Here is a 12,436-nt window from a genome sequence, read left to right on the forward strand (position 1 = left end):
TGCTTCAGCCAAAGAACGTTGACAAGCGGCCATCATTATCTGCCAGCACAACCGCCTGATTGCCAGTCACAAGCTTGACCAGACTGACACTGCATTTCGCGAGCCGCGCGGTTTCGGCGATACTTTTGCCCGAGGAACGCAGGCTGCGAATTAGCTCATGTCTTGCGGTATCAGGTTTTCGCCCCTTGTAGACACCTTTTTCTTGGCGATCTCGATCCCCTGCTCCTGGCGCTCACGTCGTGTTTCGTAATCGTCACGCGCCATCTGGAGAGCGAGCCGCAGCAGCATTTCCTGCGTCCCCTCCAGCACCACCTTGGCAATGCCATCGGATACAGCCGCCAGCTCGGTTAAATCCACCACGCAAGGGATGGCCAGACGAGCGCCTCTGTCTTTGATAGACTGCACCAACTTCTCGGCCTCCGTGAGCGGCAGGCGGCTTATGCGGTCGATCTTCTCTGCAATAACCACCTCGCCTGACTGCAGATCGGAAATCATGCGCAGCAACTCAGGACGGTCAGAGCGCGCGCCCGATGCTTTCTCACGGTAAACACCGGCAATGTAATAGCCTCTCGCTTTCGCATCCGACACCATAGCTTCCTGGCGTTCAATATCCTGCTGTTCAGTGGAAATGACCTCAAGTAAATGCGGGAACGGCTTCGTGTTCCATCCTATTTGAGACCGTCGATTAATGTCGGGATCAGTTCCGAAACAGTTGGATGTACGGGCACAGCCCATTTTAAGTCTCTATAGGAAACGCGTGCGTTCATGGCGTCGATGATACCATGAATAGCTTCGTCACCCTCGATACCCAGAATTGACGCGCCAAGTATCTGGCCCGTCGCGGCATCAGCAACAAGTTTCATGAAACCTTGCGTTTCAGCACGTTCGATTGCGCGACCGACCCGACTCATTGGTCGCACGGAAACCAGAATGTCTTTGCCGGATGCCCGTGCATCTCGCTCGGTCATGCCGACCCGGCCGAGCGGTGGGTCAATATAGAGCGCATAGGCGGGAATGCGGTCGCTCACCTTTCTTTCCGCTCCATCCAACAGGTTTGCCGCCACGATTTCGAAATCATTATAGGAAGTGTGTGTGAATGCTCCCCGCCCGTTGCAGTCGCCCAGTGCCCAGATACCATCGACGTTGGTCGACAGCTTATCATCTGTAACGATGAAGCCGCGTTTGTCCATCTCCACGCCTGTGGTGTCCAGGCCAAGATCATCGGTATTGGGCTTTCTTCCAGTCGCGATCAGGACGTCACTGCCAAGAACCACGTCATGATCCGTGGTCACTTCAATTTCCAACCCTTTGTTGGCAAATGAAACGATGTTGGTATTCGTGTACACAGTGATGCCCTCGTTTTGGAGAACATTTGCGATAGCTTCAGACACGTCATCATCCTCGCGCGGGGCAAGGCGGGGACCGCGCTCGATAATGGTGACTTGGGCGCCAAATCGGCGATACATCTGCGCAAATTCAAGCCCTATATAACTACCGCCAATGACCACTAGATGATATGGTAGCCTATCAAGCTCGATGATCGACGTGCTAGTCAGATAGGGCACTTTATCAATGCCCGGATAATCGGGGATGACGGGGCGTGCTCCGACATTGAGGAATATCTCGGGCGCTGTCATCCTCTCGCCATTGACGCATACCGTAGTTGCGTTTTCGAACCTTGCCTGTCCTTGTATGACAGTCAACCTATCGAGTCCGTCGAACCACGTTTTGAGATTGTTGCGCGCGTTCAATATGACTTTCTCGGCTCTTGCCTGAACGGTTTTCATATCAATGCCGACGGGCCCGACGATTGTCACACCGAATTCCGCTGCTCGGCTGGCGACATGCGCGGCTCTAGCGCTTGCGACCAGCGTCTTGGTCGGCATGCATCCGGCATTGACGCAAGTGCCGCCGAGGTATTTTCGTTCAATAAGTGCGACCTTGCGACCCTGAGCTGCCATGCGAGCAGCAAGAAATGGCCCCGCCTGGCCTGCGCCGATGAATATGGCGTCGAATGTCTTCATAACACAGCCCCACGATCAGGAACACGATGGCATCTAAGAGCGCAGCAGGTCGGTCCAGCCCGCAGGCTTTTGTAGCAAACCATGCAGATTGAGTGTGATGTTTCTATGGCCTGTGCCAAGTCTCATGACATTCAATCCACAATTAGGCGCGTTGAGAGAGGTTCAGCCGCCACTCTTACATCCTTGCCGCGATCGTAGGCAGGCAATCTGCCAGCGTCGACGTCCATGTCTCCTGCAAGCTTGCGACAGGTTTCCGGATTGGCGCAGACCTTGATGACTGGCGAGATGGCAGAGCCCGTTGCATCTTCAATCGGGATTGCCGATCTTTAAATTGAAGGCTTAGTCAACATCAGCCATATGATGGCCAATACTGCCGCAAATGCCGGAAAACCAAAAGCAAACCACCAGCGATAGAGACGATGATAGGCCGCCGGCAGTGCTTTTCCCTCGCGAGCAGCCAAACGCGCCATATTCCGCAACCGGATCTGCATCCAGACAACCGGCAGCCAGAATGCACCAACAATGATGTAGAGCGCCAACGACAGTCCAACCCAACCGGATACGACAGGCCACCCTGCTTCACGTGCAAGCAAGTAGCCGGTAATGGGCTGAACAATGGCGGCGGTTGCAGTGAAAACCGTATCAGCCAACACGACGATGCCACCGACATGGGCAATCAACCGCGGATCTCCTGAGCGATTGGAGATGACCATGAAAAACGCGATACCCGCGCCGGTGCCAAGCAGGACCGTTGCACCGATCACATGCAGAAAGCGCAAAATATCATAGGTCATCGCGCCTCCAGCATCATCGCAACGATAGCTGCCAAAACAATAGCTGGAACCACTTTGACCATCGGTCCAAGAGGATCAAGCCACAGATCTGGCGCAACCACCAGACCACCGAAGAGATAGCAAGCCGAAAGCACTATCATTCCGACTGTCGCCATGCGCGTTGCCGAACGCCAAAGGATTCCCAGGCCCAATCCGATATCTGCAAATGCGCCGCCATACACTGTGATGCTTGCCACCCATGCCGGGACGTTATGTCCTTCGAGAACTGCCACAGCACGCAACGGAGATATTAAAGCGAATAGGCCCGACACGCACCAAAACAGTGCAAGCGTGGCGATGGCCAGTGGCAGCATGAAGTACATCCGGGCGAAAAGCCGTTCCTGTCGCGTGGACGGCAGACTTCTCAGTGTCGAAACTAGCGAACGACAAGGTTGACCGCCCGCCTCAAGCCAAGCGCTCGGATCGCCTCGTATCCCATCGGCAAGCGCCTGTAACGCAGTGCTGCGCATCGGTGAGCGCCACCCCCAGCCAGCCGAGCAGATCAGCGCCCTTACCCACTGATTTCAGCACCACTGCGGGCACTTTTGGGCGCAACCACGGAGGCGAGAATCCCTGCCATTGCCTGAAGTGGTCGACCATTTCGGAAAAGCCTCGAACCTCGGGCTCGGTGAGATCGGCAATAAGCCCGGATGGCAGCTTTCTCCTCGCCGCTGCCACTACTGCCTCTGTTACATCATCGATATGAACAGTCTGCACCTGAGCATGAGGCAAAACACGCGGCAAAATTAACGGTAAACCAGCAACGCCACGTAAAAGCGCTGTGCCGCCATAGGCATCTGGCGACAAAACAAGCGTTGGACGCAGGATCACGCAATCTCGTCCGCTCCTCGCCAGTATTTCATCGCCGCGCGCTTTTGACCGAAAGAACTCCGTTGATGCTTCAGCTCCAACGCCAGCCGCCGAAATCTGGACAATCCGTAAGGGAATGTCCTTCGTTGCCTCAACCAGACGGGCTACTGTCGTGACGTGGATGGCTGCGAGACCGTCTCGCGCGCCGTCTTGCAGTGCTCCGGCAGCGTTTACTACGACATCGACATTGCCCAGCAGCACTCGCCATTCGTCGACCGAGATGGTTGGTATATCACGGATCAACCATGTCGCGTTTGCATCAGCGGCAAGCGCCGCACGACTTGACCGTCCTACACCGACAACTTCAAATCCGGCATTCGCCAAAGCCCGCATGCACGCTCTGCCGATGAGCCCGTATCCGCCCAAAACGATGGCCTTACGCATCGTAAGCTCCCATAGATACACGATGTTCAAGTATTAGCCTCTCAGTATTTTCATGGGCAGTGCGACTGAAACGCGCGTGGGCGGCACCCTCGAATCTGGCTGGACGCCCCGTCCATTCGCACTTAATTTTTGAATGACCTGAACGAGGCCGGAACGAACCCGCTTTGCGGGAAGGCGCGTGCTACTGAGGTAGAAGGCACAGAGCGACCATCGCGCACTGCATTGAGTGCCGCTCGGAGCAAGCAGAAAATGACGGGCTTTTTCAACAAGGAGCCTGACCATGCACAACCAACCGAATTCGCCCGCGATCAGCCCACTTCGTCAACGCCTGATCGACGACATGAACCTGCGCCACTTCGGGCACGAGACCCAACGCAACTATCTGCGCGATATCGCACGACTTGCCAGTTTTCTCGGGAGGCCTCCCTATACCAAGTCCGTGGATGATTTGCGCCGCTTCCAGATATGGCAGCAAAGCGAGGTCGTCCCGGTGCCGACGATGAACAGTGTCGTGTCGGCGCTGAGGTTCTTCTTCAATACCACGATTGATCGCCCTGATCTTGCCCGCCGTCTCGTGCGGCTGGCACACCCGCGCAATCTCAGTTTGTTCTGCCAAATTCAACGCATGCACGCTGTTGGAAGGGTACAAGCCTCCTCTGCGCTGATACAGCGGCCGCGCGTGCCCCTCATTCATCCGCCAGCAACGTCTCATGATAGGCCCAGAACTCATCTATAAAACGTTGAGCCAGGCTGTTGTCAGGACCGTTACTCCGGCGGATGACCAGAAAGCCAGCATCGACAAAGGTCGTAAAAGGTCGGATCGCCACTCCACGTCCGCGAAAATCCGTTGCTGAGGACGGATCAATGATTGTTATGCCGACACCTTCAGCGACGAGTGTCAGCGCTGTGTGCGAAAGGCGGGTCTCGATGGTGGCCGACCGTGTGATGCGTGCAAGCGCAACCTCTACACGCATGGCAAACAGCGAACCCGGCTCCAGCGTGATCATGCGTTCATTAGCGAGATCCTCCGGGGAAACTTCCGAATAATCTGCAAGACGATGTCCCAATGGAACTGCAACGACGGCCGGTATCGCCCTCGTTTCGATATCGAAACCGGGTCTGTCGAGCGGACCGTCGGCAAAACCAAGATCGACCTGACCCGATGCGACGGCCTCCACAACCAGAGCGGATGAAATGCCGTTCAAAGAAGCGTGGATATTGGGACGCTCCCTGAGAAATCGGGCGAGGAAGCGCGGCATGATCCCATTTGCAAGCGCAGGCATGGCAGCAATACGCAACATGCCCGCATTCTGACGGCTGATCTCATCGGCGAAACTCCTGATGCGATTGAGCCCGACATAGGCCCGCTCGACTTCCTGCAACAGCGTCATGGCCGCCTGCGTTGGCGTCAACTGGTTCCCACGCCGGTTGAACAGTTTGAGTTTCGTGTCGATTTCAAAGTCGCGGATCAGGCGGCTTACGGCAGGTTGGGTGATCGCCATCAGTTCCGCTGCAGCCGTCATTTTACCCGTCAGCATGACAGTGCGGAACGCTTCGACCTGACGCAGGTTCATGTTTCACCATAATATTTGGTTATGCTCTGGGCTTCATTTCGAATTTGACTGTATTAAGTCCCGCTGTCAAACCACTCCCATAAACGTACCGGCGTGACGATGCACCGGACAAAAAAAGGGAACAAAGCAGTTGGGTGCGGTCAGCGCATATCTGGATTTGATGGGTTTTGCCGAAGACGGCTGGGGCTACGATATGCTCCGGGCTACCGGCATGACACTTGCAGTAGCTTTCTGCGGTTTCGCAGCAGGCGCGGTGTTTGGCATTGTTGCCGCTGCCTCTTCATTTTCATCCCAGCGTATTCTGAGAATTGCGGCTGACGGATATTCGACGGTGCTTCGCGGCATCCCCGATCTTCTCGTCATTTACCTATTCTATTTCGGCAGTAGCGCTGTGTTGAGCCAAATTGGAGCATTGTTCGGCGGGCACGGTTTCGTAAGTGCGCCAATTTTCATAACCGGTGCGCTGGCCATTGGCGTGGTTTCGGGCGCGTATCAAGCCGAAGTCTATCGCGGTGCCGTACTTGCACTCCCTAAAGGCGAGATCGAGGCCGCCAAGGCCTATGGCATGCCAACGCACCTACTGTTCCGCCGTATCATGGTTCCGCAGGCAGCACGTTTTGCCATTCCGGGCATCGGCAATGTCTGGCAACTCGTCTTGAAGGAATCCGCACTGATTTCTGTCGTTGGACTGGTTGAACTGATGCGTCAAGCCCAAATTGGCGCCGGATCGACCCGCAAACCGTTTACATTCTTTCTGACCGCCGGGCTGCTTTACCTTGTCATCACATTCGTATCGGGCCTGTTGTTCAAGACGGCCGAAAAACGCGCCATGCGCGGCATCCGGAGGGCGGTATGAACTTTCTCGACCTCCCGTTCATGTTCGACAGTTTCGTTGAGCTTTGTCGCGGTATTCCGCTGACGCTGCAGCTAATGGCGCTATCAGTTATCAGTGGCGCCGTGCTGGCGACGATACTGGCCACGATGCGTCTGTCGGGTAATCTGATACTGGACCTCATTGCGCGAGGTTACATCTTCGTGCTGCGCGGCACCCCGCTGCTGGTCCAACTCTACATCATCTATTACGGTCTCAGCCAGTTTCCCGAACTGCGCAGGAGCTTTCTCTGGCCGTTTCTACGCGAACCCTATTGGTGCGCGGTCTTGGCCCTTGCACTCAATACGGCTGCCTATAGCGCCGAAATCATACGAGGCGGCGTTCTGTCGGTCGCGACTGGGCAGATCGAAGCAGCGCGTGCTTATGGCATGAGCGGCTTCACCCTCGTCCGTCGTATTCTGGCCCCACAGGCCCTGCGGCAGATGCTGCCCGCCTATTCGAATGAAGTTATCTTGATGGTGAAGTCCACGGCGCTGGCATCAACCATCACCATGATGGAAGTAACAGGGCTGGCGGCCAAGCTGATTTCTGCCACCTACCGCCCTGTCGAAGTCTTTATCTGCGCGGGCGCGATCTATCTCCTCTTGAATTTCGTGGTCACCAGAATCTTCAAACTGCTGGAATACCGCCTGTCGGCGGCCCAGCGTCAGCCTGTCATCGTGCATGCCGCCGGAGGAAACTCATAATGCAAAGTTTCGAAACGCCTGCGGTCGAGATCAAGAACCTCGAAAAATGCTATGGCGCGCACAAGGTTCTGCATTCCGTTTCATTGCAGGCCCACCAGGGTGAAGTCATCTCCATTCTGGGCGCGTCAGGTTCCGGCAAATCCACACTGCTGCGCTGCATCAATATGCTGGAAGTACCGGATGCTGGTAGCGTAGCTATTCACGGCGAGGCATACAAGCTCGACCAACAGCCCGGACGCGCGCCTCGTCCAGCCGATGTGAAACAGGTTCAGCGGCTGCGCGGTCAGGCGACGATGGTATTTCAGTCGTTCAATCTGTGGTCGCACCTGACTATCCTCGAAAATCTGATCGAAGCGCCTGTCCATGTACAGAAGCGAAACCGATCGGAGAGCATTGCCGAGGCTGAAGCACTGCTGGAGCGTGTCGGCATTGCCGATAAGCGCAACTTCTATCCCGCACATCTTTCCGGCGGGCAGCAGCAACGCGCGGCGATTGCCCGCGCGTTGGCAATGCGTCCGAAGATCATGCTGTTTGATGAACCAACCTCCGCACTGGATCCAGAGCTGGTGGCAGAGGTGCTGAAGGTCATGCGCGATCTGGCGGCAGAGGGACGCACCATGCTGGTTGTGACCCACGAGATGGGCTTCGCCCGGGATGTGTCCAGCCGTGTCGTGTTTCTGCGTCAGGGCCTGATTGAAGAAGAAGGCACGCCCGACGAGGTTTTTGGCAACCCCAAAAGCGAACGGTTCCGGCAATTCATTTCCAAACAAAACGCATGAACCGATCGATCGGTTTTTAACAGAGGTGAACATATGAAACTGAAATTCGTCCTTTCCGTCCTCGGCGTTCTCGCCGTCGCACCGACCGCGCAGGCCGAAGATATCGTGCGCATCGCGACCGAGGGTGCTTATGCGCCGTGGAATTTTTCCGGCCCGAACGGCGTGCTGGAAGGCTTCGAGATTGATCTTGCCAAAAACCTTTGCGAGCGCCTGAAAGCGAAATGCGAAATTACCGCCCAGAACTGGGACGGCATCATTCCATCGCTGACCGCGGGCAAGTATGACGCCATCATGGCGGGCATGAGCATCACACCGAAGCGTGAGGAAGTGATCGCGTTTTCGTCGCCTTATGCGGCGGCCATCAATTCCTTCGCAGTCATGGAAGACAGCGACCTCGCCGATATGCCGGAAGGCGGCAAGCCGCTGAATGTCGATTCCGATGCAGCCAAGCCGGCTCTCGAAGCAATCGCCAGGAAAATCAACGGCAAGACCGTCGGCGTTCAGGGTTCCACAACCGCTTCGGCCTTCATGGAACAATATTTCAAGGATGGCGCGGATGTCCGTGAGTACAAGACCGCCGAAGAGCACAATTTCGACCTGACCAGCGGACGTGTGGATGCGGTTGTCGCCAATGCGACGGTTCTTGCAGCTGCGCTGGAAAAGGACGACATGAAGGGCGCGAAGCTGGCCGGGCCGCTGTTTTCCGGCAAAGTCTTCGGCATGATCGGCGTCGGTCTGCGCAAGGAAGATACCGCCCTGAAGAGTCGCTTCGATACAGCCATTCAGGCAGCAATTGCCGACGGCACGGTGAAAAAGCTTTCCGAGAAGTGGTTCAAAGTGGACGTAAGCCCGCAAAACTGAACCAACACAATCGGGCCAGCCCCTCGTCTGGCCCACCACTGACGACGCTGTGACAACAGATTGAATTTACGAATGCGCAGATTGCCGGACCAAAACATAGTCATTATCGGAGCGGGACTGGTTGGCTCTGCCATCGCCTGGGGTCTCGCCCGATCCGGTCTGCGTCCAATGCTTCTCGATGGGGAAGATCTGTCCCTGCGCGCATCCCGTGCCAATTTCGCGCTCATTTGGGTACAGGGCAAAGGCGTAGGCGCACCACACTATGCCCGTTGGACAATGCAATCGGCGCGCCTGTGGCCCGCTTTCGCAGATGAATTGCGGGATGTCGCCGGCCTTGATGTCGCGTTGAAACAGACAGGCGCTTTCACCTTTTGCCTCGACAAGCGCGAGCTTCAAATGTTTGCCGAAGACGTCGCGACAGTAGCGCGGGAGCTTGGCAATGACGCCCCCGAACATGTCGTGCTCAACCATCAGGAAACGGCCAAAATGGTCCCCTCCATCGGTCGGGATGTGATCGGCTCGATCTATTCGCCGATGGACGGCGACGTGAATTCACTGCGCCTGTTTCGCGCCTTGCATACAGGCATAATCAAACTCGGCGCTTCCTATGAACCGCATTGTGAAGTCTCGTCCATCACTCCGCAAAACGGCGGCTTTCTCCTGAGTGGCGCATGGGGTGAAGTCTTCACCGAGCGCGTCATTCTGGCAGCGGGCAACGGCAATGCAGAGCTTGCCAAGAGTGTCGGTCTTGCTACGCCAGTTGTGCGTAGCAAAGGCCAAATTCTTGTAACGGAGAAATGCGCGCCCTTCTTCCCCTATACAGCGGCCACGCTGCGGCAAGCGGATGAAGGCGGCGTTATGATCGGCGACAGTCAGGAAACTCACACGGATCGGATCGCCACCAATCAGGATATCAACGCGGTTCTGGCCAACAGAGCAGTGCGGACATTCCCACATCTGGCCGAGGTCAATGTCATTCGCAGTTGGACCGGGTTTCGGATCAAGACACCGGACGGCCTGCCGATTTACGAACAGTCCGAAAGCCACCCGGGGGCTTACGCCGTCATGTGCCATTCCGGCGTCACGCTTGCAGCCAACCATGCCCTGATCCTGGCGCAGGAAATAGCAGCCGATGCCAAACAACTTGCTGGTGATGCATTCTCCGGCCGGAGGTTTCATGTCTCCTAAAATGTTTCTTAAAACTGAGACACCAGAGGAAACCGTAACGATCACATTCGATGCGCGTACCTTGACGGTATCTGCCAATGTAACTGTCGCCGCAGCGCTGCTTGGAGAGGGTATCAACCGGCTCAGAAACAGCGTCGTTGGTGATCAACCGCGAGCGCCCTATTGCCTGATGGGCATCTGCTTTGAATGTCTGGTCACCATTGATGGTGTTCAGAACCGCCAGGCTTGCATGACGCTTGTGGCCAATGGAATGATCATTTCTTCCCAGACCGGTGCGCGTCGGGTGGAACCATGACGACAATGCTCAAGAGAGTTTCCAGTATTCATGCGCTCAACGCGTTTTATGACCTCGCCATTATCGGCGCGGGACCAGCAGGCATGTCGGCAGCCGCAGAGGCAAGCGCCGCTGGCGCTAATGTGGTTCTGTTCGATGAGAACCCTGCCGCCGGCGGCCAGATTTACCGTGGCATCGAACACAATACGACTGCCCGCAGGCCGTTTCTCGGCACCGACTACTGGCGGGGCAAAGATGTCCTGAAAGCGTTTATCGCCAGCAATGCCACCTATGTGCCGCAGGTCCTTGTCTGGAGTGTGGAACCACAGGATGGCGACAACAACGGCGTTGATCTGCGCGTATCGGTAAGCGGCAAGAGCGGGATTATTTCAGCGCGCCGCGTGATCTTCGCGACCGGTGCGATGGAGCGCCCGATGCCTGTCAGGGGCTGGACATTGCCGGGTGTTATGACCATCGGCGCAGCACAGATTGCGTTGAAGGCTTCCGGCCTCCTGCCCAACGGAAATGTGGTTCTGGCGGGAACCGGCCCGCTGCTCTACATGTTCGCCGCGCAGCTGTTGCAGGCGGGCGGCAAGGTTGCTGCATTGCTCGATACGACTCCCAGCGCAAATTACATGAAAGCCGCGCCAAGCCTGTTTTCGTTCCTTTTCTCGCCCTATGCCTTGAAGGGGCTTTCGCTTCTCTTAAAGGTACGCAAGTCGGTACCAGTTTATTCCGGTGTCACCGATATCGCCATTGAAGGAAAAGACGAAGCGGAAGCGATCTGCTTTTCGGCAAAGGGCAAAACAAACAGGCTCGCGGTCGATAGCGTATTCCTGCATCACGGTGTGATCCCCAATAACAATCTCGCCAATGCTTCCGGCTGCGCTCTGGTCTGGAACGACGGCCAGAAATGCTTTCAACCGCAACTCGACGGCAGCGGGCGTTCGTCTATTCCGACCATCTACATTGCTGGTGACGGCAGCGGCATCGGCGGTGCATTGGTTGCCGAGCAGAGCGGGCGCATCGCAGCACTCGCAGCCTGTCAGGATATCTTTCCGGCATTGGCCTCAACGTTGAATTCGAAAATCGCTAAGCTGCATACACAAGCGCGTCGCGTCGAACGCGGTCGCGCCTTTATCGATGCGCTTTATCTGCCTGCACAGGCATTTCGCGCGCCAATGGATCGGGAAACGATTGTCTGCCGTTGCGAGGAAGTGACCGCAGGCGCAATCCGCGACGCGGCGGCCTGCAATATTGTCGGCCCCAACCAGCTTAAAACCATGTTCCGCTGCGGCATGGGTCCCTGTCAGGGTCGCATGTGCAGTTCCACCGTCACGGAAATATTGGCCGAGGTGCAAAACCGTGCACCTCAAACGGTCGGTTTCTATCGTCTGCGCACTCCGGTGAAACCGGTACCGCTCTGCGAAATCGCAGCACTGCCTCAAACCCCCGATGCTGTTTTCGCCGTCACCGGCGAACAACCGGATAACTCCCCAACCATCTGAAAGGACTAAACTATGGCTGAGCGTTTCATTCAGACGCCGATTATGCATCGCGTCGTCGAACACAATGGCATTGTCTATGTCGGTGGAACCACCTGTGATGACGAAAGCCTGGATATGGCCGGTCAGACTAGCGAAATCCTCGCCAAGCTCGACAGCTATCTGGCGCAGGCAGGCACGGACAAGACCAAGCTTCTGGCAGCAACCATCTTCGTAACGGATCTCAACAAGAAGCCTGAAATGGATAAGGTCTGGAAGGAATGGATTGATCCTTCTCTGCTGCCAACCCGTGCAACTGTTGGCGTTGCCGATCTGGGTGGTGATACGCTGATAGAGATCGTGGTTTCCGCTTACAAGTAATCAATACCAAACATCTGCCAAATCCGACAACCCCCTGAATAACAACAGGGGATTGTCGTGCAGCATATCCCACTTCGGTAGCAACCTTGACTCCATCGGAAATAAATTCCGCTCTAACCGTTAATTCAGTCAAGTAAACGAAAGGTCTAAATCCGATATCTCTTCCAACTTGTATAGTGACACAACCCTACTGGACGCCCCTTTTC

The 12,436-nt window shown here is 56.0% G+C and carries 15 protein-coding genes and 1 pseudogene; 9 read left to right on the top strand and 7 right to left on the bottom strand.

Annotation, left to right across the window (positions count from 1 at the left end; all coding sequences use genetic code 11):
- Positions 1-4: 4 nt before the first annotated feature.
- From LJ361_RS09815 to LJ361_RS09835, 6 genes and pseudogenes are all read right to left on the bottom strand, one after another.
- Positions 5-644: pseudogene (locus tag LJ361_RS09815) on the bottom strand (recombinase family protein).
- Positions 645-668: 24 nt separating this feature from the next.
- Positions 669-2,024 carry an FAD-containing oxidoreductase gene (locus LJ361_RS09820; protein WP_209418693.1) on the bottom strand — a complete coding sequence of 452 codons (1,356 nt, stop codon included), beginning with the start codon at positions 2,022-2,024 and terminating at the stop codon, positions 669-671.
- A gap of 131 nt (positions 2,025-2,155) precedes the next feature.
- Positions 2,156-2,341 (bottom strand): UxaA family hydrolase, encoded by a 186-nt coding sequence (locus LJ361_RS23585; RefSeq protein WP_196758093.1) that lies wholly within the window; start codon positions 2,339-2,341, stop codon positions 2,156-2,158.
- A 9-nt stretch (positions 2,342-2,350) separates the two neighbouring features.
- Positions 2,351-2,818: a DUF2269 family protein gene (locus tag LJ361_RS09825; RefSeq protein ID WP_063620553.1), complete on the bottom strand. Its 468-nt coding sequence runs from the start codon at positions 2,816-2,818 to the stop codon at positions 2,351-2,353.
- A complete protein-coding gene (locus tag LJ361_RS09830) occupies positions 2,815-3,327 on the bottom strand; it encodes a DoxX-like family protein (RefSeq protein ID WP_264813435.1) in 513 nt (170 codons plus the stop codon). Before LJ361_RS09830 ends, LJ361_RS09825 begins: the two co-directional genes overlap by 4 nt.
- Positions 3,263-4,111: an NAD-dependent epimerase/dehydratase family protein gene (locus tag LJ361_RS09835; protein WP_264813436.1), complete on the bottom strand. Its 849-nt coding sequence runs from the start codon at positions 4,109-4,111 to the stop codon at positions 3,263-3,265. Before LJ361_RS09835 ends, LJ361_RS09830 begins: the two co-directional genes overlap by 65 nt.
- Positions 4,112-4,451: 340 nt before the next feature.
- Between LJ361_RS09835 and LJ361_RS09840 the strand changes: the two genes are divergently transcribed.
- Positions 4,452-4,847: a phage integrase N-terminal SAM-like domain-containing protein gene (locus LJ361_RS09840; RefSeq protein WP_235817416.1), complete on the top strand. Its 396-nt coding sequence runs from the start codon at positions 4,452-4,454 to the stop codon at positions 4,845-4,847.
- Here LJ361_RS09840 and LJ361_RS09845 read toward each other — a convergent pair.
- Positions 4,798-5,685 (bottom strand): LysR substrate-binding domain-containing protein, encoded by an 888-nt coding sequence (locus LJ361_RS09845; protein ID WP_071630288.1) that lies wholly within the window; start codon positions 5,683-5,685, stop codon positions 4,798-4,800. The genes LJ361_RS09840 and LJ361_RS09845 overlap by 50 nt on opposite strands.
- Before the next feature lie 160 nt (positions 5,686-5,845).
- Here LJ361_RS09845 and LJ361_RS09850 point away from each other — a divergent pair, with 160 nt between their 5' ends.
- The 8 genes from LJ361_RS09850 to LJ361_RS09885 all read left to right on the top strand — a co-directional run bounded on the left by LJ361_RS09850 (position 5,846) and on the right by LJ361_RS09885 (position 12,230).
- Positions 5,846-6,541 carry an ABC transporter permease gene (locus LJ361_RS09850; protein WP_036587203.1) on the top strand — a complete coding sequence of 232 codons (696 nt, stop codon included), beginning with the start codon at positions 5,846-5,848 and terminating at the stop codon, positions 6,539-6,541.
- Positions 6,538-7,263, top strand: a complete 726-nt coding sequence (locus tag LJ361_RS09855) for an ABC transporter permease (RefSeq protein ID WP_006468224.1) — start codon at positions 6,538-6,540, stop codon at positions 7,261-7,263. Before LJ361_RS09850 ends, LJ361_RS09855 begins: the two co-directional genes overlap by 4 nt.
- Complete coding sequence (locus LJ361_RS09860) at positions 7,263-8,042, top strand: ABC transporter ATP-binding protein (RefSeq protein ID WP_021585401.1); 780 nt, start codon at positions 7,263-7,265, stop codon at positions 8,040-8,042. The genes LJ361_RS09855 and LJ361_RS09860 overlap by 1 nt, the downstream gene beginning before the upstream one ends.
- A 33-nt stretch (positions 8,043-8,075) precedes the next feature.
- Positions 8,076-8,903 carry a lysine/arginine/ornithine ABC transporter substrate-binding protein gene (locus LJ361_RS09865; protein WP_209418694.1) on the top strand — a complete coding sequence of 276 codons (828 nt, stop codon included), beginning with the start codon at positions 8,076-8,078 and terminating at the stop codon, positions 8,901-8,903.
- 72 nt (positions 8,904-8,975) lie between these two features.
- Positions 8,976-10,091 (top strand): NAD(P)/FAD-dependent oxidoreductase, encoded by a 1,116-nt coding sequence (locus tag LJ361_RS09870; RefSeq protein WP_036586999.1) that lies wholly within the window; start codon positions 8,976-8,978, stop codon positions 10,089-10,091.
- A gap of 1 nt (position 10,092) precedes the next feature.
- A complete protein-coding gene (locus LJ361_RS09875) occupies positions 10,093-10,386 on the top strand; it encodes a (2Fe-2S)-binding protein (protein WP_151607433.1) in 294 nt (97 codons plus the stop codon).
- Entirely contained in the window at positions 10,383-11,873 is a 1,491-nt protein-coding gene (locus LJ361_RS09880) for an NAD(P)/FAD-dependent oxidoreductase (protein ID WP_151607182.1), read from the top strand. The genes LJ361_RS09875 and LJ361_RS09880 overlap by 4 nt, the downstream gene beginning before the upstream one ends.
- Before the next feature lie 12 nt (positions 11,874-11,885).
- Positions 11,886-12,230, top strand: a complete 345-nt coding sequence (locus LJ361_RS09885; RefSeq protein ID WP_006468219.1) for a RidA family protein — start codon at positions 11,886-11,888, stop codon at positions 12,228-12,230.
- Positions 12,231-12,436: the final 206 nt, after the last annotated feature.

Source organism: Brucella sp. JSBI001 (assembly GCF_026014005.1).
In the GTDB taxonomy this organism is placed as follows: Bacteria; Pseudomonadota; Alphaproteobacteria; order Rhizobiales; family Rhizobiaceae; genus Brucella; species Brucella anthropi.

Excerpts from the sequence above, each read along its gene's own strand:
- LJ361_RS09820 (WP_209418693.1), bottom strand. The coding sequence starts at position 2,024 with ATGAAGACATTCGACGCCATATTCATCGGCGCAGGCCAGGCGGGGCCA.
- LJ361_RS09825 (WP_063620553.1), bottom strand. The coding sequence starts at position 2,818 with ATGACCTATGATATTTTGCGCTTTCTGCATGTGATCGGTGCAACGGTC.
- LJ361_RS09830 (WP_264813435.1), bottom strand. The coding sequence starts at position 3,327 with ATGCGCAGCACTGCGTTACAGGCGCTTGCCGATGGGATACGAGGCGAT.
- LJ361_RS09835 (WP_264813436.1), bottom strand. The coding sequence starts at position 4,111 with ATGCGTAAGGCCATCGTTTTGGGCGGATACGGGCTCATCGGCAGAGCG.
- LJ361_RS09840 (WP_235817416.1), top strand. The coding sequence starts at position 4,452 with ATGAACCTGCGCCACTTCGGGCACGAGACCCAACGCAACTATCTGCGC.
- LJ361_RS09845 (WP_071630288.1), bottom strand. The coding sequence starts at position 5,685 with ATGAACCTGCGTCAGGTCGAAGCGTTCCGCACTGTCATGCTGACGGGT.
- LJ361_RS09850 (WP_036587203.1), top strand. The coding sequence starts at position 5,846 with ATGGGTTTTGCCGAAGACGGCTGGGGCTACGATATGCTCCGGGCTACC.
- LJ361_RS09855 (WP_006468224.1), top strand. The coding sequence starts at position 6,538 with ATGAACTTTCTCGACCTCCCGTTCATGTTCGACAGTTTCGTTGAGCTT.
- LJ361_RS09860 (WP_021585401.1), top strand. The coding sequence starts at position 7,263 with ATGCAAAGTTTCGAAACGCCTGCGGTCGAGATCAAGAACCTCGAAAAA.
- LJ361_RS09865 (WP_209418694.1), top strand. The coding sequence starts at position 8,076 with ATGAAACTGAAATTCGTCCTTTCCGTCCTCGGCGTTCTCGCCGTCGCA.
- LJ361_RS09870 (WP_036586999.1), top strand. The coding sequence starts at position 8,976 with ATGCGCAGATTGCCGGACCAAAACATAGTCATTATCGGAGCGGGACTG.
- LJ361_RS09875 (WP_151607433.1), top strand. The coding sequence starts at position 10,093 with ATGTTTCTTAAAACTGAGACACCAGAGGAAACCGTAACGATCACATTC.
- LJ361_RS09880 (WP_151607182.1), top strand. The coding sequence starts at position 10,383 with ATGACGACAATGCTCAAGAGAGTTTCCAGTATTCATGCGCTCAACGCG.
- LJ361_RS09885 (WP_006468219.1), top strand. The coding sequence starts at position 11,886 with ATGGCTGAGCGTTTCATTCAGACGCCGATTATGCATCGCGTCGTCGAA.